This window comes from Vibrio sp. CUB2, from assembly GCF_001557945.1.
GTDB classification, from domain to species: Bacteria; Pseudomonadota; Gammaproteobacteria; order Enterobacterales; family Vibrionaceae; genus Vibrio; species Vibrio owensii.
Genome location: NZ_LNRB01000018.1, coordinates 1 through 24,911 on the forward strand (window position 1 = coordinate 1; position 24,911 = coordinate 24,911).

Genomic DNA, 24,911 nt, shown 5'->3' on the forward strand with positions numbered 1-24,911 from the left:
AGGGTTGTTCGAGACTAGAACGTTGATAGGCAGGGTGTGTAAGCGTTGTGAGGCGTTGAGCTAACCTGTACTAATTGCCCGTGAGGCTTAACCATACAACACCCAAGGGGTTTTGATGGACTCAATGCAAGAACATTGAATGTGTAAATAGAACTTAAAATCAGCTTTCCGAATTAAAGAATTTGCTTGGCGACCATAGCGATTTGGACCCACCTGACTTCCATTCCGAACTCAGAAGTGAAACGAATTAGCGCCGATGGTAGTGTGGGGCTTCCCCATGTGAGAGTAGGACATCGCCAGGCTTTAAATTTGAAGAAGCCCACTCGAAAGAGTGGGCTTTTTTGCATTTGAAGCAAAGTAAATTTGTGGTTACCAAGAACTCCCCTATAAAGGCACAGCACTTTCTAAAGTCTGTATAGCTTTCCTGTTTAGTAAATTGATCATGAGATAGTGCTAACGCACTACCTAGTCTCTCACAATGTCACCGCCAGAATAGCCTTAAGCTCGTTGTTAAAACATATATTGGGCACGCCTCATACTAGATTTAGGCATAAGCACTGAGTGTGAGCGTTTTAAGGGAGACGTGGGACGTGGATAGTATGGATGATAAAGCAAAGGGGTTAAGAAACCTTTTGGATTCTTAAGTTGGTAGAGTGCTGCAGTTTGACGTCAGGAATATTGCCATGATACAGAGTGACTTGATTACGTCCGGAGTGTTTTGAGTAATACATGGCTTTATCTGCGTTAACCATTAACTCTTTTGCGCTCAATACCTGCCCGTCATATTCCGCGACACCAATGCTAACCGTTGTACTGATTTCGATACCATCTACTTTGCATGGCGCGTTTTGGATCGCTTGTCTGATCCTTTCTGCTACCTCGTAGGCTTGTATTGCGCTGGTGTTGGCTAGGATCACGGCAAATTCTTCCCCTCCTAAACGACCAATAAAGTCAGTTCCACGGATTGCACGTTGGCAAATCTTGGCCACATGATTGATCACTTGATCGCCGGAGAAGTGCCCAACCTGATCGTTGATCTCTTTGAAGTGATCAATATCAATCATGACGCAAGTTAGGGTTTGAGATGGATGCGAATGCGAGCTTAGAGACCTATCTAGGCTTGTTAGGAATGCTCGGCGATTCAAGACACCTGTTAACTCATCTGTCTCTGAGAGCTCTTTGAGGCGCCTTTCTAGCAGATGCGTTTTGGTGACATCGCGCACGGACCAAATTACCAAGTTTTCACCACCTTGAAAGCTTTCTACGGGTTTAATGATCGCTTCAAACCACGTTTCTTCAGGGTTCTCTAGTGCTTCTAGTTCTTCTATTGGCATTAAAAGGTGGTCTTGTAGGGCGATACTGTATTTGACGACCTTGGGCTCGTTAGAGCGAAGCACATCGTCAATATAACCGATTAACTCAGCGGCTTTACTCGGCGATAAAACATCGTTTAACGTGAGGTTGGTGTAGCTTTGTGCATTGAAGTGTTTTGAATGGTAAGAGCCACCGAAACTTTCGATATAGCGGCCTTGCTCATTGAGGATAAAGACATGATCAGGGAGGGTATTCAAAATGGCATGAAGCCAATCGTCCCTTTCTTTGTAAATCATGAGGTTAGTTCCTTTATCCAATGTAAGTCGTTGATTATATCTGTTTGTATTGAGTTCACAATCAATACTGATCACAGTTCAAAGTATCAGACTTGACTAATGTTTGTACGAGAGATGAAGGAGAAGCGTTTGGAAGAGTTGGAGTGTCAGAAGCTTGAAGCTAATAAAAAAGGCTTAGCCATTGCTGACTAAGCCTTTTTTACAAAATTACTGTATGAACTGATATTAGTTCATGCCGTACTTTTTAAGTTTTTTGCGAAGAGTACCGCGGTTGATGCCCATCATAGTTGCTGCGCGAGTTTGGTTACCGCGAGTGTACTGCATGATGGTATCTAATAGTGGCTGTTCAACTTCAGCTAGAACTAATTCGTATAGTTCAGTTACTTCCTGGCCGTTTAGTTGAGCTAGGTAGTTTTTAAGAGACGCTTTAACAGAGTCACGTAAAGGCTTCTGAGTAATCTGGTCTTGTGACGTTACTGTAGTTACTGTTAATGCTTCTGAAGTCAGATTTTGTTCGAACATATTCGGTCTAGCTCTTCTCTTAATTATGATGCAACGTTATCAAAATAACCCTCTAATGCCTCAAGCTGCAGCTCAGCTGCATCGATAGCATTGAAGGTACGGCGAAACTCACTCGCTTGTTCATGCTCTTTTAGGTACCAACCAACGTGCTTACGCGCGATACGTGGACCTAAGAACTCTCCATAGAAATCATGCAGAGCGTTCACATGACCAAGCATAATGGTTTTCACTTCCTCACTTGGAAGCTCATCCATTGTGGTGCCGTTTTCCAAATAGTGATGGATTTCCTGGAAAATCCAAGGACGACCTTGGGCAGGGCGTCCAATCATTAAAGCGTCTGCACCGGTGTACTCCAGTACAAACTTCGCTTTCTCCGGGCTATCGATATCACCGTTTGCGATAACCGGAATGGATATAGCGTGTTTAACCGCTTTAATGCTGTCGTATTCGGCCTCACCTTTGTACATACACGCTTTTGTTCTGCCATGCAGTGCAAGAGCCTGTATGCCGCAGTCTTCGGCTAATTTAGCGATGTGAACACAGTTTTTATTTTCTGTATTCCAGCCAGTACGGGTTTTTAACGTTACAGGAACGTCTACCGCGTCCACTACCGCAGTCAAAATCTCTTTGATGATGTCTGGGTACTGAAGCAGGGCAGAACCCGCCAGCTTCTTATTCACTTTCTTTGCTGGGCAGCCCATGTTGATGTCGATGATTTGCGCACCGTTTTCAACACTGAATTGAGCCGCATCGGCCATAAGCTGTGGATCGGAACCGGCAATCTGTACAGAGCGAATGCCCGATTCGCCCTCATGTACCATGCGCTGTTTCGACTTTGACGTTCCCCATAGTTTCGGATTAGCAGACATCATTTCACTGACGGCCATTCCCGCACCATAGCGAAGACACAACTCGCGAAACGGTCTATCCGTTACACCAGCCATAGGGGCTACGATTAGATTGTTCTTAAGTTGATAGTTTCCGATTTTCAAAACGTCATCACAGTTCTGTACCAGCAAGGGCGCGCATTTTACGCATTTTTTTACTGCGTGAAAAGACTAATATTTGAGCATTTACAAATTGTTTTTGTAATTTGTATGAAATTCAAACAATTAGCCCTGAAAACCTTGTCTAGCCTTGCTTACGACCGGAGATACGACACCATTCGCTTTGCTCTGCGATTGGATCAATGTGAAGCTCATCACGGTAATAGTTCGCCACGTCTTCTGCTTGAGTGTCTAAAACACCAGACATCGCTAGGTCACCATTTGGTTTAACCAAACCTTTGATGATAGGTGCAAGTTCACGTAATGGACCAGCAAGAATGTTAGCAACAACCACGTCAGCGATTAGGCCTTCAGGTTGGTTTTGAGGAAGGTACACTTCTAATTGGTCAGCAACACCATTGCGCTCTGCGTTATCGCGAGAAGCTTGAAGAGCTTGAGGATCAATATCGATCCCGATAACTTTGCCTGCGCCAAGTTTGATCGCTGCGATCGCAAGGATGCCTGAGCCACAACCAAAGTCGATAACTGTTTTACCAGATAGATCTAAACTCTCTAGCCATTCAAGACAAAGTGCTGTTGTAGGGTGAGTGCCCGTACCGAAAGCCAGACCAGGATCAAGCATAACGTTAACTGCGTCTGGTTCAGGAACATCACGCCAACTTGGACAAATCCATAGACGTTCGCCGAACTTCATTGGGTGGAAGTTTTCCATCCATTCGCGTTCCCAGTCTTTGTCTTCTAGCTGTTCTACTTTGTAAGCAAAATCGTCCGCTAGCATGCCGCTTGCTTTGATTTGAGTGATGATGAAGTTTGTATCTGCTTCTGCATCGTACAGTGCCAGAATGTCAGTATCGCCCCATAAGCGAGTCTCGCCTGGTAGAGGTTCGAATACGGGCGTATCCTGCGCGTCTAGGAATGTTACAGACAGCGCACCAGTCTCTTCCATTAGCATGTCGCCGATTTGCTCAGCGTTTTCATTGGTCGCGTTGAGTTTGATTTGAATCCAAGGCATTTGTTTTTGCTCTTAAAGTGAATGAAGTGGCGCAGAGTTTACCAGAACTCTACGATTTGTTTGAGTATAGACTTTATACAAAACAAAAATGCCCACAGATGTGGGCATTTATTATGAGGTTAGCGAAGGCTTATTGTAGGCCTAGCTTCTTCTCTAGGTAGTGAATGTTCGCACCACCGTGCTGGAAGTTCTCATCATTCATGATTGACTCTTGTAGAGTAACGTTAGTCTTGATGCCTTCAATGATCATCTCGCCTAGTGCGTTTTTCATACGTGCAATCGCTACATCACGGTTCTCACCGTAAGTGATCAGTTTACCAATCATTGAATCGTAATGAGGTGGTACTGTGTAGCCTGTGTAAATGTGAGATTCCCAACGAACACCCATGCCGCCTGGCGCGTGGAAGCGTTCAATCTTACCTGGTGAAGGTAGGAAACGCTCTGGGTCTTCTGCGTTAATACGACACTCAATCGCATGGCCGCGGATCTTGATGTCATCCTGAGTGAATGACAGCGGTTGACCTGCTGCTACGCGTAGCTGTTCTTTAATTAGGTCAACACCGGTAACCATTTCTGTTACTGGGTGCTCAACCTGAATACGAGTGTTCATTTCGATGAAGTAGAACTCACCGTTCTCGTATAGGAATTCGAACGTACCTGCGCCGCGGTAACCGATTTCTAGACATGCACGTGTACAACGTTCACCGATGTACTTACGCATCTCTTCTGTGATACCTGGTGCTGGAGCTTCTTCAACAACCTTCTGGTGACGACGCTGCATAGAACAGTCACGTTCACCTAGGTGGATAGCGCCACCTTGGCCATCAGCAATTACTTGAACTTCAACGTGACGAGGGTTCTCTAGGAATTTCTCCATGTAAACCATATCGTTGTTGAATGCCGCTTTTGCTTCTGCACGCGTCATAGCGATAGCCTGAACAAGTTCCGCTTCAGAACGTACAACACGCATACCACGACCACCGCCGCCACCAGAGGCTTTGATGATTACTGGGTAGCCGATACGTTTAGCGTGAGCTTTGTTTTTGTCTTCGTCGTTATCTAGTGGACCGTCAGAGCCTGGTACACAAGGAACACCTGCTTTTTTCATTGCGTTGATTGCTGACACTTTGTCACCCATCATGCGGATGGTGTCTGCTTTAGGACCAACGAAGATGAAACCGCTGCGCTCTACTTGCTCAGCAAAGTCTGCGTTCTCAGATAGGAAGCCGTACCCCGGGTGAATCGCAATTGCACCCGTCACTTCTGCTGCAGAAATGATACGAGGGATGTTTAGGTAGCTGTCGATACCACGAGCAGGACCGATACATACTGTTTCGTCTGCAAGCAGTACGTGCTTAAGATCGCGGTCAGCTGTTGAGTGCACTGCCACAGTCTTAATGCCTAATTCTTTACAAGCGCGAAGGATACGAAGTGCAATTTCACCTCGGTTCGCGATGACTACTTTATCTAGCATAAGGCAAGCCCCGCTTATTCGATTACAACTAGTGGTTGGTCGAATTCAACTGGCTGGCCGTCTTCAACTAGGATTGCAGTTACAACACCTGATTTGTCCGCTTCGATTTGGTTCATCATTTTCATTGCTTCAACGATACATAGAGTGTCGCCAGCATTTACGCTCTGACCAACTTCAACGAATGATTTCGCGTCTGGACTTGGAGAACGGTAGAAAGTACCAACCATTGGAGAAAGAACTTGGTGACCTGCAGGAACTGCTGCTGGTGCTTCTGCTGCCATTGCTGGTGCGTCTGCTACTGGAGCTGCCACTGGCGCAGGTGCTGCTACTGGAGCTGCTGCGTAATGAACTGGTGCTGGAGCAGATGCAGGGCCATTACGGCTGATGCGTACTGACTCTTCACCTTCAGAGATTTCTAGCTCAGCAATGCCAGATTCTTCAACTAACTCGATTAGCTTCTTGATTTTACGAATATCCATCTTTTCTTTCTCTTTTATCTTGTGATTAAGACAACCCCAAAGGGCTGCAGAGTGTTTGGTTTACTTTGCCTGCAATTTCGCGATTGCTGCAGACAGAGCGAATTCATAACCTTGTGCGCCCAAGCCACAAATCACCCCTTCTGCTTTATCAGACAGATAAGAGTGATGACGGAACGGCTCACGAGCGTGAACGTTCGATAGGTGCACTTCGATAAATGGGATGGCTACGCCAAGTAATGCATCACGCAGCGCAACACTGGTATGAGTGAAAGCTGCTGGGTTGATGATGATGAAGTCCACTTTGCCGTACGCAGCGTGGATAGCTTCAATCAGTTCGTACTCACGATTCGATTGCAGGTGTTCAAGTTCCACCCCAGAGTTGTGAGCTTGTTCAGTCAATGCATCAACAATCTGTGCTAGGGTGTTGTTACCGTAATGTGTCGGTTCACGCAGACCTAATAGGTTAAGATTTGGTCCGTTTAGAACTAGAATCCGTGACTTTGCAGACATTATGTTGCTATCTTCCTTTATCGTGAGTGGAACGTTTATATTCCCAAATATACGATAATTCAGCACGATTTTTTTGTTAAAACCGAGCAAATTTTAAAAAATCGACCAAGATTATAGCTAATTCACAGCAATTAGCAGCAATTTACTGGTCTAATCTCCCAATAACCCCCGCCGTTTCTGTAACCAAGTTAACAAAAACAACATAATTGCCATGTGCTTTCTGTGGTTTATTTTGCGTCCACGCACAAAAAAGCCACCATATGCAATGGTGGCTTTTAGGGCTAGCGTTTAAAACAGGGGTTGTGTGTTATGCCAGTTCTGCTTTCTCTGCAATTAGCTTGTCTACAACACTTGGATCTGCCAGTGTCGAAGTATCACCTAGGTTGCTGGTATCACCTGTTGCAATCTTACGTAGGATGCGGCGCATGATTTTACCGGAGCGAGTTTTTGGTAGAGAGTCAGTCCAGTGCAGCACGTCTGGTGTCGCGATTGGACCAATCTCTTTACGTACCCAGTCTTTCACCTCTTTGTGCAGCTCAGCTGATGGGAACTCACCATCATTAAGCGTGACGTATGCGTAAATTGCCTGACCTTTGATGTCGTGAGGGATACCGACAATCGCTGCTTCCGCAATTTTATCGTGTGCAACCAGTGCTGACTCAATCTCTGCGGTACCCATACGGTGACCTGAAACGTTCAGTACGTCATCTACACGACCTGTGATCCAGTAATAACCGTCTCCGTCACGACGAGCACCATCACTGGTGAAGTACATGCCTTTGAAGGTAGAGAAGTAGGTTTGCTCAAAGCGCTCATGGTCGCCGTAAACAGTACGCATCTGACCTGGCCATGAATCAAGGATCACTAAGTTACCTTCTGCTGCGGTCTCTTCAATGATGTTACCTATGTTATCCACTAGTGCTGGTTGTACACCGAAGAATGGGCGAGTTGCAGAGCCTGGTTTTAGATCGGTGGCGCCTGGCAGTGGCGCAATCAAGATACCGCCTGTTTCTGTTTGCCACCAAGTATCAACGATCGGTGAATTCTCATTACCAATGGTCTTGTAGTACCACTCCCATGCTTCTGGGTTGATAGGTTCACCTACTGAGCCCATTACACGCAGGCTTGAACGAGATGTTCCTGCTACCGCTTCGTTACCTTTTGCCATTAGTGCACGAATCGCTGTTGGTGCAGTGTAGAGAATGTTTACTTGATGCTTATCAACCACTTCACTCATGCGAGCCGTGCTTGGGTAGTTTGGTACACCTTCGAACAGAATGGTTTTCGCACCGTTCGCCAGTGGACCGTAAATTAAGTAAGTGTGACCTGTAATCCAACCCACATCCGCCGTACACCAGAACGTTTCACCTTCTTGGTAATCGAACACGTACTTGAAGGTCATGGTCGCGTACACTAGGTAACCACCTGTGGTGTGCAGCACGCCTTTTGGCTTACCTGTTGAGCCTGAAGTGTAAAGAATGAACAGAGGGTCTTCCGCTTTCATCTCTTCTGGTGGACATACGTCAGAAACGACAGCTGTTGCTTCGTGCCACCAAACGTCACGGTGCTCGTGCCAATCAATGTCACCGCCCGTGCGTTTTAGAACGACAACTTTGTCGATGGTTTTTACTTCTGGGTTTGTCAGTGCTTCATCAACGTTTTTCTTCAGTGGTACTGCGCGACCACCACGAACGCCTTCGTCAGCGGTGATAACGATTTTCGCATCTGAATCGATGATACGACCGGACAGGGCTTCTGGCGAGAAACCACCAAATACCACGGTATGAACCGCACCAATACGCGTACATGCCAGCATTGCGATAGCCGCTTCTGGCACCATTGGCATGTAAAGACAAACCACGTCGCCTTTGTGCACGCCTTGCTCTTTTAGTGCGTTAGAGAACTTACACACTTCTTTGTGCAGTTCATTGAATGTGAGGGTTTTGTCGTCAGCAGGATCATCGCCTTCCCAGATGATCGCGACTTCATCGCCACGCTCGGCAAGGTGACGGTCAATACAGTTTGCAGATACGTTCAGCGTGCCGTCTTCGAACCAGCGAATGTCGACGTGACCAGTATCGAAAGAGGTGTTTTTAACTTGAGTGAATGGCTTAATCCAATCGACAACTTTACCGTGTTCGCTCCAGAAGCCTTCAGGGTCGCTTACCGACTGCTGATACATGGCTAGGTAAGTGTCATTATCCGCATGCGTATGGTTTTTAATATTTTCTTTTACCGGATAAACGTGGGCTTCGCTCATGGCTTCTCTCCTTGTGCCTTTAATTCTCGACCTTCGTCTTTTGTAGGGCTGTTTCCGTTCTTTAGTCTGTGATTCATCAAGAACGTTGCTGTGCATATAACTGTCAGTCACAGCGCGTATTTCCACAATTAGACTTTAGGATGAGAGTGAGGAATGCGCCGCGATATTGCTGAATTTAAAGCGAATGTGGGAGGTGGATCGAAAGCTGAGTATTGAACCTATTGGGTATAAGGCACACTCAGGTTTGGTAAATCGCCTTTGGTTAGACGCACATACACCAAAGCCGCGGATTTTGCGTCTTGCAGGGCATCGTGTTTGTCTTGAATCGGTAGCTCGAGGTGCTTACAAATTGCATCAAGACTTAAGTCGAAGTAGGCGTTAGGCAAATGACGTTCGAGCTTGTCGTGATAAATCTGGCTCACTTCGATAAGCGGGTTAGGGAGTGGGAAGCCTAAATGCCTCAGACAAGCAAGGTCGAGGATCTTTTTGTCATAGCGAATGTGGTAGCCAACCAAAGGACGGTTGCCGATAAAGTCGAGTAACTTGATGAGCGCTTCTTTTTCGCTGATACCATCCACCAAATCTTGGTGGCGGATATGGTGAATTTTTACCGAGCCTGAATCGAGTGATTGCGGGGCGCGAAGTCGAACTTCGAACGGTTTGCTGGTGATGATGCGATTGTCGATGATTTTGGTCGCAGCGATGGTGACCAGCTCGGCTCGATTTGGGTCCAAGCTGGTGGTTTCGCAATCGAGAGAGACAAATTCGCCTTTTTGCGGCGAACAAAACAGTGGCTGATAAGGTGAGCCCTTCAGCTTGTAATGCCAGTATTTCCTTTGTAGCCAATTCATCCCTGTTACCTCTCGTCTTATTTGCCTAAAAGACTCTAATCACGGATTTGATAATGGAAGCCTAAGAACTGCTTAAACTTCTTCACCACATGTAAGCTGTGGCGTAGCAAGTCTCGTTCTGTCCTGTCTAGCTGTTTGATGTCGATGTTGTTCAGTGCTTCTTGCTTACTCAATTGCTGGTTCAAACGGATCTTGAAGAACAGCTTCAGCGCCTCATTGAGATTATCGGCGGTTTCTGGTTCTAAGATACGTTTGTTTCTCAGTGCTTCGATACGCTCGAAGGTGTTCTTCTCTTCAATCGCGTATTCCAATGCCAAAGTGCGAATGCCATGTACAATTGGGAAGATGCCGCCGCGCTTGATATCCAGCCCGTCTTTAGCACTTTTTACGTTGCCAAACAGAGTAAGAGGCACGGAAAACTGCAGCGCAGGTCGAGTGAAATCGGACAGAATCAACATGCGATCTTTCATGCTGTCTCTAAGGTGCTCGGCGATAGGCGTGAGCAACTCTCGATTGCCTGCGACCGCATGAGCGTCACTGAAGATGGCTAAATCCATGATTTGTTCTGGCTGCGCTTTGGCAATCCAACCATCGAGCGTTTTAATCCAGTCTTGCTGCGTTCGAACCCACTTCGGATTGTTGACCATGACTTTGCCTGGGCAGAGTGGATAGCCCAGTTGCTGTAAGGTGTGGGTGAGGTTTTGCATGACTTCGGTGCAATGTTCCCATTCCAGCCCATCTTGGATGATCAGTGCGTTATCTTGATCGGTTTTGAGGATTTGCTCTCCACGACCTTCCGAGCCAAGCACAATCAGACAGCAGTGATCGTGCAGTGCTGGTGGCACCACAAGCTCAAATGCTTTTTCGATGATTTGCTCATTTACAGCAGATATCAGCTCCATGATGAAGCGAGTGCGGATGCCGTTGGTCAGCAAGCTATCCACCAACTGACGCTGTCGATTGGAAGCAAGGGCTAACTCTTCCACGCTGGTTGCTCGTGCAATACTGAGTGTCAGTACGTGTGAGTGAGTGGAAAACGCACTGAGGATTTGTGTCATATCCAACATGCCGACCGCTTGATTGCCTTCGCACACCATTAGACGTTTCATGCGATTGCGCGTCATGGTGATCATGGCGTTAAACAAGAAGTCACCATCATCCACGTGATAAACAGGGAAGGTCGCAATCTCACTCACTGGCGTATCGAGTGGGTGGTCGTCAAGCATCACGGCATGGAGCATATTGGTTCGCGTCACTATCGCGTAGGGATGCGCCGATGGATATTGCTCTAGGCGTGGGTCATCTTGGTTTAGCTGAACCAAAGCGGCATCAATGCCATTGTCTTTAAGTGTTTTAGTGACCTGATTAATTGGCATATCGGGCGCCAATAGCATCGGTGGATGATAGATGCTGCTATCGACTTTAGTCAGAATGAATTCCGCGAGGTTTTGTTGCTGTTGAGCTGCTTCAATGAGGGCTTGGCGTTTCGATAGGTTGTTATCGAAGTAGGCAGCGAACTGTCCGTTCTCGTTGTACAGCTCAAGAAATACTTCTTTCGGTAGCAAATACGAGAGGGTATCTTCCAGTGCCACGTACTGATGACGCACGCTTTCTTCAAACAGAGAGCGCACATCAAACATGTCGTCGTTAGCGTAGTGAGCAAACACTTCGTCTTGATCTTTTGAGCGCTCTTCTACAGCGCCTTTAATCAGCACGTGCAGGTGAGGGTTGTCTTGCCCACAAGCTAAAATGACATCTCGCGTTCGGTAGTACGCCACATCAAGAGACGAGCGCAGTCGATTTTGCTGTGCGTCAGTCAAGCGGTCGAACGGTGGAGATTGCATATTAAATTTGTCAGGCATGAGAGCACCTAAATTTGGTGGGAACACATTCTAAGTCTGACAAATTTCCCTGCCGAAGCCAGACGACTTTGGTCTAAATCGTCACAATCTAATTTTGCATTTCGAGACCCTGTGCCATTGAGGAAACGGTAAGTTGCCGATTCTTCCCTTTTTCTATTACGCATTGCGATCCATAATTCCGCGTCCCAAACGTTTACGTGGCGGAAGTCGTTAGTTTTTGTCGTTTTTTAGGATGTCAGTGATGTTGAAACCCTCTCCGTATGGCTGGATTTCCCAGTACTTTCTCGGATTCTTTTTTGCGTATGGCGTGTATCTGCCATTTTGGTCGTTGTGGTTTAAAGAGCAGGGCGTTTCTCCAACAGATATTGGTCTGTTAGTGGGTCTAGGTTTAGCGACGCGCTGTGTGGCGAACATGGTACTTACCCCACGTTTGCATAAAGTCGAACACCTTATGCCTGCATTACGCTGGTTGAGTTTTGCTGCCCTTATATTTGTTGGTTTCCACTTTTTCACTGGCGGCAACTTCTGGTTAATGGCGCTTGCCACCGTCTTGTTCAACTTGTGTTGTGGTCCTGTAGTGCCTCTGTCTGATGCGATGGCTAATTACTACGCTCGTTTGAAAATGCTCGATTACGGTCGTACCCGTTTGTGGGGCTCGGTTGCATTTATTGCAGGCTCGACTGTGGTGGGGTACTTGGTGGCAGAGTTTGGCTCTGACATGATTTTGTACACGGCGATGGTCGGTGTGTTTATCTCGCTCTTGTTTGCAATGCGTAACACCAATCCAATGCCAGTGACACGCGAAGGTCAACATTCTGAGCGTCCAAAACTCTCAGCGTTGCTGACTGATAAACCAGTTGTGAAGTTCCTTGTATTAATGGCGTTAATCCAAGGCAGCCATGCGGCATACTACGGTTTTAGCGCGATTCACTGGAAAGCGGCTGGTCACTCAGAAGATGTGATTGGCTACTTATGGAGCTTGGGCGTGGCCGCTGAAGTTGCTGTGTTTGCTCTGAGTAAGCGTCTATTCGCTGGCTGGTCTTTGCGTACTCTGTTTGTGGTTGCGGCTGGTGGTGTGATGCTACGTTGGGGCATGACGGCGTCTACGACCTCTATTTTGGCGTTGGTGGTAGTGCAAATGCTTCACGGTGTGACGTTTGCCATGGCGCACATTGCTGCGATTCAATACATCCAGAACTCTGCCGAGAACAAGATGGTGGCATTGCAGGCTCTGTATAACGCAATCCCACTGGGTGCGTTTATCGCGTTGATGACAGTGATCAGTGGTTGGGGCTACGAACACTGGGGTGCGAATATCTTCTGGTTGATGGCGGCGATGGGCTTTATTGCACTGTTTATCAAAGTTGAGCCTCAAAATGATGAAAGTAATGTAGTTGATCTCTCAGCCAATGCGCCTGAAGCACAGAATTAAGCTTCTGTGACAGAGATTAAAAACTAACCTTTGTCTCTGTTGTGAAAGCAGTGTTAAATGAAACCTCTCCCTTATGGAGAGGTTTTTTTATTCCTTGCTTTAAAAGCAGCAAGAAAGGCAAGAAAAGTAAGAAAGGATATCGGATGCAAGGATGGCTAGTGATTCCCGTTTCTTTGGCGTATTTGGGAATCCTGTTTTTAATCGCTTGGTACGGTGACAAACAAAAGAGATGGTTAGCACGTTGGCGACCATGGATCTACAGTTTGTCGATTGCGGTGTACTGTACGTCGTGGACCTTCTACGGCACGGTCGGACAGGCGAGCAACAATCCTTGGTCCTTTCTACCCATCTATATCGCGCCGATCATCGTGTTTACCATCGGCTGGCGCGTCCTCGCTCGGCTGATCTTGATTGCCAAACGCGAGCACATCACCTCTATTGCCGATTTCATTGCTGCCCGCTATGGCAAATCGCAAGGCTTGGCGGTGGTTGTCACCTTAATCGCGGTGGCAGGCATCCTTCCATATATCGCTTTGCAACTGCGTGGCATCACCATGGGGTTGGAGATCATCGCGCCAGATTTAGCATCTGATCTCAGTTATCAAAACTACAGTGTGTCTTGGTTTGTGGTCGGGGCGATGGCGATCTTCACCATGCTGTTTGGTACGCGTCATATCGATAACACCGAACATCACCGCGGCATGATGATGGCGATTGCGTTTGAATCAGTGCTCAAGTTGGTGGCGTTTTTAGTGGTGGGTGTGTTTATTGTTTGGCTCGCGATGGATACCGAGAGCTTCCACCTCGCTGATATCGCCGCTGAAACCTATGAGTCCCCCAACATTCCGACCTTGCTGATTCATACCATTCTAACCATGCTGGCGATTGTCTGTTTGCCACGTCAATTCCATACCATGGTGGTTGAGAATGAACGCGCACAAGACTTACACGTCGCCCGTTGGTTATTCCCGTTGTATCTGATTCTGATGGGCATTTTCGTTCTGCCAATCGCGTGGGTAGGGCAAAGCCTATTGAGTGGTAGCCCTGCCGATACGTACGTGATCAGTGTGCCGATGGCGGTGGGCGCGAATGACATCGCCTTGCTGGCATTTTTGGGCGGTACTTCCGCGGCAAGCGGCATGGTCATCGTCTCGACCATTGCTTTAGCGATCATGGTATCTAACGATTTGGTGATGCCGCTGATTTTGCGCCGGATGAAGTTATCAAAACGCAATCATCATCATTTTTCTACGCTGTTATTACGTATACGTCGCGGACTTATTCTGCTTCTTTTGATTGGTGCGTGGGGCTTTTATCAGGCTTTAGATAGTATCCACTCACTCTCTGCGATAGGTTTTCTCTCGTTTGCTGCGATTACCCAGTTCGCTCCGTCTCTGCTTGGCGGTATGTACTGGCGTCAGGGCAACAAGAAAGGCGTGTATGTTGGTTTGCTGGTGGGGTTCACCATTTGGTTGATTACTTTAATGAGCCAAACCGACATGCTGGCGGGTGATGCAAGCAACAACTTGCTGATTTGGTTGATCACTCCGCCTGATTTATTGGCAGGTTTTGGTATTGCTGTTTCTGACTGGGGCATGATCCTCAGCGTGGTGGCGAATACCGCGTGTTTTGTCGCGGTATCACTAGCTACGCGCCCAAGCATAAGTGAACGCTTACAATCGGCATCATTCGTTGGTACGCCGTTGCCTGAAAGTGAAAACATCAGCTTGTATCAGAGCCGTGTAACGGTCAGTGAACTGGAGATGTTAGCGTCACGATTTGTCGGACGCACGCGAGTGAAATCCGCCTTTCAAACCTATTGGAGTCAGCAACGCGAGGAGCTGCTTCCCAACCAACAAGCTCCCTCTACCTTGATTCGACATACCGAGCGCGTACTTGCCGGTGTGTTTGGTGCCTCTTCAGCTAAGTTAGTACTTACTTCTGCTTTACAGGGCAGAAACATGCAACTTGAGGAAGTGGCGACCATCGTTGATGAAGCCTCAGAGCTGTACGATTTCAGCCGTGGCTTGCTGCAAGGTGCGATTGAACACATTGGGCAAGGTATCGCAGTGGTCGACAAGCAACTAAGGCTGGTGGCGTGGAACCAACGTTATCTGGAGTTATTTGTTTTTCCTCCGGGTTTGATTCAAGTTGGGCGTCCGATTGCGGATGTGATTCGTCATAATGCTGAGCAAGGTTTATGTGGTCCGGGTGACCCTGAAGACCACGTTCGTCGCCGCGTTTATCACCTTGAGCAAGGCACGCGACATACCTCTTCCCGTGTGCGTCCAGATGGTCGCGTAATTGAAGTGCAAGGTAACCCAATGCCCGGTGGCGGTTTCGTTATGAGCTTTACCGATATCACCGTGTTCCGCGATGCGGAGCAAGCTCTGAAAGATGCTAATGAGACACTAGAAGAGCGCGTTCGTGCTCGTACTCGTGAATTGGAACAACTGAACAAACAGCTGGTGGCAGCGACCCAACGTTCTGAGCATGAGTCGCAGTCCAAGTCGCGCTTCTTAGCCGCGGTAAGCCATGACTTGATGCAGCCGCTGAATGCCGCTCGTCTTTTTGCTTCTTCATTGTCGGAAGTTGCCAAAGACAGTGAAACCCAAAAGTTGTCGACCCACATCGAGAGTGCGTTAGGGGCGGCGGAAGATTTGATTGGTGATTTGCTGGATATTTCACGTTTGGAATCGGGCAAGTTGGACGTCAATGTGCATGGCTTTGCAGTCAATGATGTGTTGGCAAACTTGAATGCGGAATTCAGCGCATTGGCGAAACAACAGGGCATTGAGTTCACCATGATCCCATCGTCTTTGATGGTGAAATCTGATCCGAAATTGCTACGCCGCGTGGTGCAGAACTTCCTTACCAATGCGTTCCGATATAGCCCGAATGGCAAAGTGGCGCTCGGTGTGCGTCGCGTGCAAGGGCGAGTGCGTATTGATGTATGGGACAACGGCATGGGCATCGAAGAAGAGAAGCAACAAGAGATCTTCGAAGAGTTTAATCGCGGTACTCAAGTGCGTTCTGACCAAGGTTTAGGGTTAGGTTTGGCTATTTCGAAAGGTATTGCTCAAGTGCTAGGGCATGAAATCTCGATGCGTTCTTGGTTTGGTCAAGGCAGCGTGTTCTCGATTACCCTAGATAAAGCAGAGAAGGTGCACATTCCGGCAGTCAAAGCGGTGAAGAGTGCACAATCTGACTTGAGCCATATTCGTGTGCTGTGTGTCGATAATGAGCCAGATATTCTGGTTGGAATGGAAAATCTACTCTCGCGTTGGGGCTGTGATATTCGCATTGCGACCGATATCGTTGAGAGTCTGAAAGCGATCGAAGACGATTGGCTTCCGGATGTGATTTTCTCCGATTACCGTTTAGACAATGGTCGAACAGGATTGGAAGTGTTGCAGCAATGCCGTTTGCGTCTGGGTAACCGTTTTGAAGGGGTGATCATTAGTGCCGACCGAACCGATGACATGATGGAAGGCATTAAAGCCAATGGATTCAGTTTTATCGCCAAACCTGTAAAACCCTTGAAACTGCGTTCGGTTCTCAATCGAGTTGCCTAGAAAAAAAGACCTCCGATTGGAGGTCTTTTGCTTTAAGGGGGTGATCGGTCGGTGGCTTATTCTGCAACGCCGCCTTGAGTCAGTTTAGCTGGAGCGAGCAGTCTTTCTAATGTTGCGCGATCTAAGTCCGTTTCTTCTTCCGCGACATCAATGATAGCGCGACCTTGTTTGTAGGCTTTCTTCGCCACTTCGGCTGCTTTTAGGTAGCCAATCACAGGGTTAAGTGCGGTGACCAGAATCGGGTTCTTCGCCAGTGCCACATCAAGGCTGTCTTGGCGCACTTCAAACGTCGCGATGGCTTTGTCTGCCAAAGCAACGGCGCTGTTCGACAGCAGTTCAATGCTTTCTAGTACATTGTGAGCAATCACTGGCAGCATCACGTTAAGTTGGAAGTTACCCGATTGACCGGCAATGGTAATGGTTGCGTCGTTACCAATCACCTGTGCCGACGCCATAGCTGCTGCTTCTGGAATCACAGGGTTCACTTTGCCCGGCATGATAGAAGAGCCCGGTTGTAAGCCTTGCAGTTCGATTTCACCTAAGCCAGCTAGTGGACCTGAGTTCATCCAGCGAAGATCGTTTGCGATCTTCATGATCGCAACTGCTGCTGTTTTGAGCTGTCCGGATAGGGCGACGATCGCATCCTGACTGCTGAGATTGAAGAAGAAGTTTTTGCTTGAAGCAAACTCGATGCGCGTTGATTGCGTAAGGTTATCAGCAAAAAGATCGGCGAAACGTGGATCGGCGTTGATCCCTGTCCCCACCGCCGTTCCGCCTTGGGCTAACGCTTTCACTGCTGGCAGTGTTTGTTCGATGGTTTGTTTGGCGTGCTCGATTTGGAACTGCCAGCCACCAAGCTCTTGGGCGAAGGTAATTGGCATCGCATCCATGAGGTGCGTACGACCTGTTTTCACCACATCTTTCAGAGCTTGCTGCTTAGTCTCTAGTGTTTCACTTAGGTGGGACAGTGCAGGCAGTAGCTGTTTCTCAATCGCAATTGCCGAGCTAACTTGAATCGCAGTAGGCACTACGTCGTTACTGCTTTGACCCATGTTGACGTGATCATTTGGATTGACTGTTCCGCCTAGGTGCTCAGACGCCAATGTTGCAATCACTTCGTTGGCATTCATGTTGGAACTGGTGCCCGAGCCGGTTTGGAATACATCGATAGGGAATTGGTCGAGGTGCTTACCATCAATGATTGCTTGAGCGGCATCGGCTATAGCATTGGCAATATCACCTTCTAGCAAGCCAAGTTGAGCATTGGTGAGCGCTGCAGTTTGTTTGATGTGAGCGAGAGCTTGGATAAAGCCAGCCGGCATGGTGTGTTTGCTGAAAGCGAAGTTATCGACAGCGCGTTGAGTTTGGGCTTGATACAAAGCGTTCGCAGGGACTTTGACTTCGCCCATGCTGTCCGCTTCGATACGGAATTCCGTGGTCATGGTAGGTTCCTTTTGTTTAATCGAGTGGCGTCTGTATCAGACGTAATTGTTGTTGTAATGAGAGAAATTTCACGTCGCCATCCTCAAACTGGTAGTAGTAGCGTTTGAGACAAAGTAGCGGAGTGTGAATGGAATCGAGGCAGACTCGGCGGAAGATACGACTACGAGTAGGGTCTTGAATCGCGTCGAGAAGATGGAAGTAGACTTGGCGCAAATACAGCTCGCACAGCAACAGGTTTTCGTGCTCTGCATCGTGATCGTAGATGGACGACAGCACCATACCCCAATGGATGTAATCATGAATCACATCGGGTTCGAATCCGCTTGGCGCATACACATGAAGGAATCGGTCTTGCGCTTTAAAAAAGGCGTTGTAGATGGCTTGGCTGCTGTCCATAGTTACCTCGATATTTAAGATAATGATAATTATTATCAATTAATTGTCGATTAGCAACCACAGCTTTTTTAAGGAAATAACACAACAAAAAAAGCCGATACTCGGACTCAGTATCGGCTGAAGTGGGAGAGCTCAATCCCTACAATTAAGCTCGGTATTCTTTCGCGAGATAAGCTCGGCTCAAATGCGTCTTCAAGCCTTATGGAGCTGGTAAGTTATTTGTCCGTAAACAGGGTTTCGTATTTCACAAACGCCGTTTGCGTTTCACCGTAATAGAGCGTGCCTTCAGATTGAATCGCAACACGCAACCAACTCTCTGCTGATGCAGGTTTAGGCAAAGTGATGGTCCAGTTTTGTCCGGCTTGATCCGCTGGCGTCATGTCAATTGGCTGTGCGTTTTGCTCTTGGCTATCCACGACTGAAAGCTTCACCCCTTCCAGTGGATAAGCCGCATGTAAAGATAGTTCTAGGCTATCTTGAGTCAGCTTTTCTGAGCGAAACTTCACTTTAAAGTCGCCATTCTCCATATCACACAACCCACTGGTATAACGGCAATTCGACTTGCTGGCCAGTTTGTAGCTTTCCCCTTCTTTAGCGGCATGAGGCTTTTCACTCAGAGCCATGTCTGTACCGAAATAAGCGATCAAAGAAAGAATTGGGGCGATCAACAGAGCGATAATAAAGTGCTTGTTTTTGAACATGTTGGCTTCCTTGCTACAACTTCATAAGGTTAAATTAACCTAATCTAGCGAATAAAAAAGCCCCAAGCGGGGCTTTTGTGGTTTGAGTTATATTTTAGTGGTCTACCGCACCGCCAGCGCCTGCTGGTACACGTACGTGCTCGACTAGGTCTTTTACTTCTTGTGGTGTTTCTGCCGTTACTTTCGATACAGCGAATGCCACGATGAAGTTGAACACAGCGCCAATTGCACCAAATGCGTTTGGTTCGATGCCTAGGAACCAGTTCTGACCCCAGCTTTGTAGGTAAGTCCAGTCAGCAACGAATAGGATGCCTTTGTGCTGGAATACGTAGAATAGCGTGATACTGATACCTGCAATCATACCTGCGATTGCGCCTTCTTTGTTGATGCTCTTACTGAAGATACCCATCATCAACGCAGGGAAGATGGAGGATGCCGCCAGACCGAAGGCGAGCGCTACCGTACCGGCTGCAAACCCAGGCGGATTCAAGCCTAAGTAACCGGCGACTGCAATGGCAACTGCCATGGAGATTCGGCTCGCGAGCAGCTCTTTCTTCTCGGATATGTTCGGGTTTATTACGCCTTTGATTAAGTCATGGGATATTGCGGATGAAATCGCCAGTAGTAGACCTGCAGCCGTCGATAGTGCTGCCGCCAGACCACCTGCTGCGACAAGTGCGATAACCCAGTTAGGTAGCTTAGCAATCTCTGGGTTTGCTAGTACCATGATGTCACGGTCAACTTTCAGCTCATTGGTTGCTGGGTTTGACGTGTACTCAATCAGACCGTCGCCGTTCTTATCATCAAAGCCTAGTAGACCTGTTTTCTCCCAGTTCTTGAACCAGTCAGGACGCTCATCATAAGCAAGGTGCTGACCCGGAGCTGGGTTAACGGTATCCATTAGGTTTAGGCGCGCCATAGCAGATACTGCAGGTGCTGTTGTGTAAAGGATAGCGATGAAAACTAGTGCCCAACCGGCTGATGTACGTGCATCACGAACCTTAGGCACGGTAAAGAAGCGAATGATTACGTGTGGTAGACCTGCCGTACCGATCATCAATGACATGGTGTACACGAACATGTTTAGTGTGTCGCCACGGACTTGGGTAGTGTATTCACTAAAGCCGAGCTCGGTGACCACTTGGTCGAGCCTATCGAGTAGATAGACATCGGTGCCTTGGATGGTACTGCCTAAGCCGATCTGTGGTAGTGGGTTACCTGTAAGTTGCAGAGAGATAAAGATTGCAGGAATAGTGTAAGCAAGAATGAGTACGCAATATTGAGCAATCTGCGTGTAGGTAATGCCTTTCATGCCACCCATAACGGCGTACATGAATACGATACACATACCGATCAGTAGACCTGTTGAGTAATCCACTTCTAGGAAACGACCGAACGCCACGCCCACGCCTTTCATCTGACCGATAACGTAAGTCACCGATGCGATGATAAGACACACAACCGCTACGATACGTGCTGCGTTAGAGTAGAAACGTTCACCTACGAATTCTGGCACAGTAAACTTGCCGAATTTACGTAGGTATGGTGCAAGCAGAAGTGCAAGCAGTACGTAACCGCCTGTCCAACCCATCAGGAATACCGAGCCGCCGTAGCCCATGAAGGCAATCAAGCCTGCCATTGAGATGAACGATGCTGCTGACATCCAGTCTGCTGCGGTTGCCATGCCGTTAGCGATAGGGTTTACACCGCCGCCTGCTACATAGAATTCTTTGGTTGAGCCCGCACGAGCCCAAATCGCAATACCGATGTAGAGGACGAACGTCGCGCCAACCACCAGATAGGTAATAGTTTTCAAATCCATCTGAGTTACTCCTTACTCATCTACGCCGAATTCACGGTCGATTTGGCGCATTTTCCACGCGTAGTAGAAAATAATACCTAGGAAGGCATAGATGGAACCTTGTTGAGCAAACCAGAACCCGAGTTTGTATCCACCTAATTGAAATTGATTAAGTACGTCGACAAATAAAATGCCGCAGCCGAAAGACACTACGAACCAGATGACCATCAGGGTAATCATGAGCTTCACGTTCTTGTCCCAGTAGGCTTTGGCTCTTTCTTCGCTTTCAAATGCCATTGCCGTCTCCTTACGATTGGTATTGTTGTTAAAAAAATGTTTCAACATGTACATTAGCAAGGCACTGGCAAGAACTCTTTTCAACTTTAGTCGGGACGCTAAAAAGCAAAAACGCCCGTTTTTAGGGCGTTTGAGAGGAGGTGGGAATAAAAGTGTGATGTTGATTTGATGTTAAATTAGCCAAAGGTCTAAGAGTTTTATCAATTAACATAGAAATCTTTTATACCAAGCAGCAAATTATTCAGTGCAACAGCAGCAAGGATAAGCCCCATTACGCGGCTGATGATGGCTGCGCCTACGTTACCAATCACTTTTTGAATCGTGTTTGCACCCAGTAACAAGAATAGGGTAACCAGAAGTACCGCAATCATGACGCCTGCGGTCATTGCTTGGTCGACGAAAGAGTAGCGGTTGTTATCGGTGAGCATCACGATGGCCATCATTGCACCCGGCGATGCAATCGAAGGGATCGCAAGAGGGTAAACGGCTAGGTCAGCGAGATCGGAGTGGCTGACTTCTTCGCCCAGTTTTTGTTCTTGTTCTGGCTTGCTCTCACCAAAAATCATCGACAATGCAAACAGCAATAACACTAAGCCACCAGCGGCTTGGAACGCGGGCAATGGGATTTGCATTGCTTCCAGCAACAACTGACCGGCAATAAGGAAGAACAGCAACACACCCATTGAAATGGCAATGGCTTTCAACGCTACGAGACGACGCTGTTTTGCCGTGAGGTGTTGAGTTTGTGATAGATAAACGGGTACTGAACCAATCGGGTCAATGACGGCCCAGAGTACGACGAATTGAGTGACGAGAATACTTAGCAAAGTATGACCTCCCAGAGTTAGCGGTTTAACAGAGGGATGAAAAAGGCTGTGTGTGACAGCCTGTTTATTTTAACGTTTGTTGTTCTTTTTGCGTCATATAAATGTGAATTAGATATATTTACTAACACATTACTGCTCGGGTTCCATTTGCTGCAGTAGGATGACGGCTTGAGTACGGTTCTTCACGCCCAGCTTGCGGAAAATTGCCGTCATGTGCGCTTTGATGGTGGCCTCTGAGACATTGAGCTCGTAAGCGATTTGCTTGTTGAGTAAGCCATCGGAAAGCATACCCAACACTTTGTATTGCTGAGGGGTAAGTGCGGCAATTTTCTCTGCCAAGTCATTACAGGCTGCGTTATTGGTGATCAAGCCTTCTGGGAAGTATGGGTCGCCGTTGAGCACTTGGTTAAGGGCATTGACTAGCTCACGCATGTCGCTCGATTTTGGAATAAAGCCGAACGCACCGTGACTCTTAACTTGTGTGACCACACTAGGCTCTTCGCTGGCAGATACCACCACCACAGGAAGATCTGGGTATTCAGCACGAAGGTGAATCAAACCCGACATGCCATTTGCTCCTGGCATCTTGAGATCTAACAACACCAAATCTGGCTCTTCTTCTTTTTCCAGCAACGCGAGTAGAGCGTCCAGCGTATCCGCTTCGAGAAGGTTGGCACCACTCACAGCCATGTGTACCGATTGGAACAAGGCATTGCGGAACAGCGGGTGATCATCAGCGATGATAATGGTGTAGGTCGAATCCATGACGTTAAACACTTTTGACTATTTCGTTAATGGAATTATTGTCCACCTTTAAGAATGTGGACAATATTTATCCGCTAAAAGTCTGAACTAAATCGACTTTTATTAGAAAAATTGCATATAAACGCAACTTTCTCAGTTTTATTGAGACAACAAAAAACGCCAGTGAAAAATCACTGGCGTTTGAAAGATTCATCATCAGAATCGGTTGATGTGCTCTAAGAAAGGCTTGGCTTGCATAAAGCCGGTTAAACGAGCGTTTGAAACGTGTTCACCATTGCCATCCCAGAACTCAATCGTTGGTAAACCAAGGACATTCATATGCTTAAGCAGCTCGATGTCTTGTACTTGGTTCTTGGTCACATCGGCTTGCAGAAGAACGAAGTCTTGCAGTTTGGCTTCGACGCTTGGGTCATGGAAGGTGTACTTCTCGAACTCTTTACACGCCACACACCAGTCGGCGTAGAAATCCAGCATCACTGGTTTGCCGGCTTGTTTCGCTTGAGCAAGTGCAGCCTCAAGCTCAGCCACGTTAGCGATACGGGTAAAGCTCACTGTTGCTTGCTGAGTTTGTGTAGTGGTATTACCGCCAAACCAGTAGTTCAGTGCTGGTTGAGCAGAAGCAAACAGGCCAAGCACGGCAATGATGCCTACTGCGCTTTGCTTCCAACCGCCAAACTGTAAGCTGTTTTTGATGTGGTATAGCCAACCAAAAGCCGCGATGCCCAGTGCTGACCACAATGCCGTTGCCCACATTTCTGGCATGATGCGCTCAAGTAGGAAGATAGGTGCAGCCAGTAGAATGAAGCCGAACAGCGTCTTAACGCGATCCATCCAACCTCCAGCTTTTGGCAGAAGTTTGTTGCCGAATACTGCAACAAGAATGAGTGGAATACCCATACCCATCGCCAGTGCGTAAAGTGCGATACCACCTGTCAGTAAGTCACCGCTTTGTGCAACGTAAAGTAGCGCACCAGACAGAGGTGCTGTGGTACATGGTGAGCACACCAGACCAGAAATCGCACCCATCGCGAATACGCCTGCGCTGCTTCCGCCTTGTTGTTTGTTGCTGAGGTTGTTTAACCACGTTTGCACGCCACTTGGCAGTTGCAGGTTATAAACTCCAAACATAGACAGGGCGAGTGTCACGAACAGCACACTCAAACCAATCAACACATAAGGGTGTTGCATCGCTGCTTGGAACTGCATGCCCGCAGACGCCACCACAAGGCCGAGTAGGGTGTAAGTCAGCGCCATGCCTTGCACGTAGACAAACGACAAACCTAGCGCACGGCGTTGGCTCAGTTTGCCACTGCCAAGCACGATGCTAGTCAAAATTGGGTACATCGGCAGCACACATGGTGTAAACGCCAAGCCCACACCAAGCGCCAAGAACAGAAGTGGCGTCCACCAGTTATCAGCTAGGTTTGCGGCAAGGCTATCTTGCTGTGTTACTGAAGCTGATGATGTGTCGCCAGACGTAGATGATTGCGCCGCTAGTGGCGTTACCGTTGGTGCTTGCTCTGCTTTTGGTGCAGTCGTCGCCGCTGTTGAATCTGAGTTCGATGAAGTAAACGCGCTGATAGGAATCACGCGAGTTTCTGGTGGGTAACAGAAGCCTGCTTTCGCACAGCCTTGGTATTGCACCACCACGCGAGCGCCGTCTTGCCAATCATGCATTGGTACGTTGACGAACAGAGGCTGAGTGTAGATATGCACGTCACCAAAGAATTCATCTTTATGCGGCGTTCCGTCTTCCATTTGCAGCTCGCCTAGCGATACTTTCTCACCCGCTACCGATAGGCGTTCTTGATACAGGTAGTAACCATCGCGTACTTGCCAGTCCAGCATCAGTTTGCCGTCTTGTTGGTAGTAGTTGAATGGGAAAGCCTGATCGACAGACACAAAGGTATCGTTGCTGCTGCCAAAGGTGTTTTGGGTATTGCCTAACTGGTCATTGCCAAACAGCGCAAAAGAAGGCGCAGAAAAGGTAATAAGCCCTAAGAGTAAGACGGAGAGTAATGCACGCATAAAAGGTTCAATTCATCTTAGATAATTGCCGTTAGTGTAACTCAATCAGACCTGCTGGC

At 47.7% G+C, this 24,911-nt stretch carries 20 protein-coding genes and 2 rRNA genes; 4 read left to right on the top strand and 18 right to left on the bottom strand.

Features of this window, described 5'->3' with window-relative positions:
- Nucleotides 1-95: ribosomal RNA gene (locus ATB78_RS22490) — 23S ribosomal RNA — on the top strand; the annotation flags it as partial.
- A gap of 90 nt (nt 96-185) precedes the next feature.
- A 5S ribosomal RNA gene (rrf, locus tag ATB78_RS22495) occupies nt 186-302 on the top strand.
- Between the two features lie 318 nt (nt 303-620).
- Here rrf and ATB78_RS22500 read toward each other — a convergent pair.
- The 10 genes from ATB78_RS22500 to ATB78_RS22545 all read right to left on the bottom strand — a co-directional run bounded on the left by ATB78_RS22500 (nt 621) and on the right by ATB78_RS22545 (nt 11,587).
- The gene (locus ATB78_RS22500) at nt 621-1,610 is read right to left on the bottom strand and encodes a sensor domain-containing diguanylate cyclase (RefSeq protein ID WP_061010637.1); all 990 of its coding nucleotides are present in this window, start codon (nt 1,608-1,610) and stop codon (nt 621-623) included.
- Nucleotides 1,611-1,835: 225 nt separating this feature from the next.
- Nucleotides 1,836-2,132 carry a DNA-binding transcriptional regulator Fis gene (gene fis, locus ATB78_RS22505; protein ID WP_000462885.1) on the bottom strand — a complete coding sequence of 99 codons (297 nt, stop codon included), beginning with the start codon at nt 2,130-2,132 and terminating at the stop codon, nt 1,836-1,838.
- Between the two features lie 23 nt (nt 2,133-2,155).
- Nucleotides 2,156-3,124: a tRNA dihydrouridine synthase DusB gene (gene dusB, locus ATB78_RS22510; RefSeq protein WP_032803127.1), complete on the bottom strand. Its 969-nt coding sequence runs from the start codon at nt 3,122-3,124 to the stop codon at nt 2,156-2,158.
- Nucleotides 3,125-3,263: 139 nt separating this feature from the next.
- A complete protein-coding gene (gene prmA / locus ATB78_RS22515) occupies nt 3,264-4,151 on the bottom strand; it encodes a 50S ribosomal protein L11 methyltransferase (protein WP_005440399.1) in 888 nt (295 codons plus the stop codon).
- Between the two features lie 130 nt (nt 4,152-4,281).
- Entirely contained in the window at nt 4,282-5,625 is a 1,344-nt protein-coding gene (accC, locus tag ATB78_RS22520) for an acetyl-CoA carboxylase biotin carboxylase subunit (protein ID WP_005440401.1), read from the bottom strand.
- 14 nt (nt 5,626-5,639) lie between these two features.
- Nucleotides 5,640-6,104, bottom strand: a complete 465-nt coding sequence (accB, locus tag ATB78_RS22525; protein WP_045482542.1) for an acetyl-CoA carboxylase biotin carboxyl carrier protein — start codon at nt 6,102-6,104, stop codon at nt 5,640-5,642.
- A 60-nt stretch (nt 6,105-6,164) separates the two neighbouring features.
- On the bottom strand, nt 6,165-6,614 hold the full coding sequence (gene aroQ / locus ATB78_RS22530; protein ID WP_005428757.1) for a type II 3-dehydroquinate dehydratase: 450 nt from the start codon (nt 6,612-6,614) through the stop codon (nt 6,165-6,167).
- 307 nt (nt 6,615-6,921) lie between these two features.
- Nucleotides 6,922-8,874, bottom strand: coding sequence for an acetate--CoA ligase (gene acs / locus ATB78_RS22535; RefSeq protein ID WP_061010639.1), 1,953 nt, complete (start codon nt 8,872-8,874; stop codon nt 6,922-6,924).
- A gap of 218 nt (nt 8,875-9,092) precedes the next feature.
- A complete protein-coding gene (locus ATB78_RS22540) occupies nt 9,093-9,725 on the bottom strand; it encodes a 3'-5' exonuclease (protein ID WP_005440406.1) in 633 nt (210 codons plus the stop codon).
- A gap of 35 nt (nt 9,726-9,760) precedes the next feature.
- A complete protein-coding gene (locus ATB78_RS22545) occupies nt 9,761-11,587 on the bottom strand; it encodes a DUF294 nucleotidyltransferase-like domain-containing protein (protein WP_061010641.1) in 1,827 nt (608 codons plus the stop codon).
- Nucleotides 11,588-11,828: 241 nt separating this feature from the next.
- Here ATB78_RS22545 and ATB78_RS22550 point away from each other — a divergent pair, with 241 nt between their 5' ends.
- Nucleotides 11,829-13,019: a 3-phenylpropionate MFS transporter gene (locus tag ATB78_RS22550; protein WP_061010643.1), complete on the top strand. Its 1,191-nt coding sequence runs from the start codon at nt 11,829-11,831 to the stop codon at nt 13,017-13,019.
- A 143-nt stretch (nt 13,020-13,162) separates the two neighbouring features.
- Nucleotides 13,163-16,594 (top strand): PAS domain-containing hybrid sensor histidine kinase/response regulator, encoded by a 3,432-nt coding sequence (locus ATB78_RS22555; RefSeq protein ID WP_009698905.1) that lies wholly within the window; start codon nt 13,163-13,165, stop codon nt 16,592-16,594.
- A 56-nt stretch (nt 16,595-16,650) separates the two neighbouring features.
- Here ATB78_RS22555 and ATB78_RS22560 read toward each other — a convergent pair whose 3' ends face one another.
- The 8 genes from ATB78_RS22560 to ATB78_RS22595 all read right to left on the bottom strand — a co-directional run bounded on the left by ATB78_RS22560 (nt 16,651) and on the right by ATB78_RS22595 (nt 24,852).
- Entirely contained in the window at nt 16,651-18,036 is a 1,386-nt protein-coding gene (locus ATB78_RS22560; RefSeq protein WP_061010644.1) for a class II fumarate hydratase, read from the bottom strand.
- Nucleotides 18,037-18,052: 16 nt separating this feature from the next.
- Entirely contained in the window at nt 18,053-18,433 is a 381-nt protein-coding gene (locus ATB78_RS22565; protein ID WP_005440416.1) for a hypothetical protein, read from the bottom strand.
- A 215-nt stretch (nt 18,434-18,648) separates the two neighbouring features.
- Entirely contained in the window at nt 18,649-19,134 is a 486-nt protein-coding gene (locus ATB78_RS22570) for a hypothetical protein (RefSeq protein ID WP_038896825.1), read from the bottom strand.
- A 94-nt stretch (nt 19,135-19,228) separates the two neighbouring features.
- A complete protein-coding gene (locus tag ATB78_RS22575; protein WP_005448271.1) occupies nt 19,229-20,956 on the bottom strand; it encodes a sodium:solute symporter family protein in 1,728 nt (575 codons plus the stop codon).
- Between the two features lie 12 nt (nt 20,957-20,968).
- A complete protein-coding gene (locus ATB78_RS22580; RefSeq protein ID WP_005448273.1) occupies nt 20,969-21,232 on the bottom strand; it encodes a DUF4212 domain-containing protein in 264 nt (87 codons plus the stop codon).
- Nucleotides 21,233-21,432: 200 nt separating this feature from the next.
- Entirely contained in the window at nt 21,433-22,059 is a 627-nt protein-coding gene (locus ATB78_RS22585; RefSeq protein WP_005448274.1) for a MarC family protein, read from the bottom strand.
- A 129-nt stretch (nt 22,060-22,188) separates the two neighbouring features.
- Nucleotides 22,189-22,824 carry a response regulator transcription factor gene (locus tag ATB78_RS22590; protein ID WP_005440424.1) on the bottom strand — a complete coding sequence of 212 codons (636 nt, stop codon included), beginning with the start codon at nt 22,822-22,824 and terminating at the stop codon, nt 22,189-22,191.
- A gap of 195 nt (nt 22,825-23,019) precedes the next feature.
- Complete coding sequence (locus ATB78_RS22595) at nt 23,020-24,852, bottom strand: protein-disulfide reductase DsbD (RefSeq protein ID WP_061010647.1); 1,833 nt, start codon at nt 24,850-24,852, stop codon at nt 23,020-23,022.
- Between the last annotated feature and the right edge of the window lie 59 nt (nt 24,853-24,911).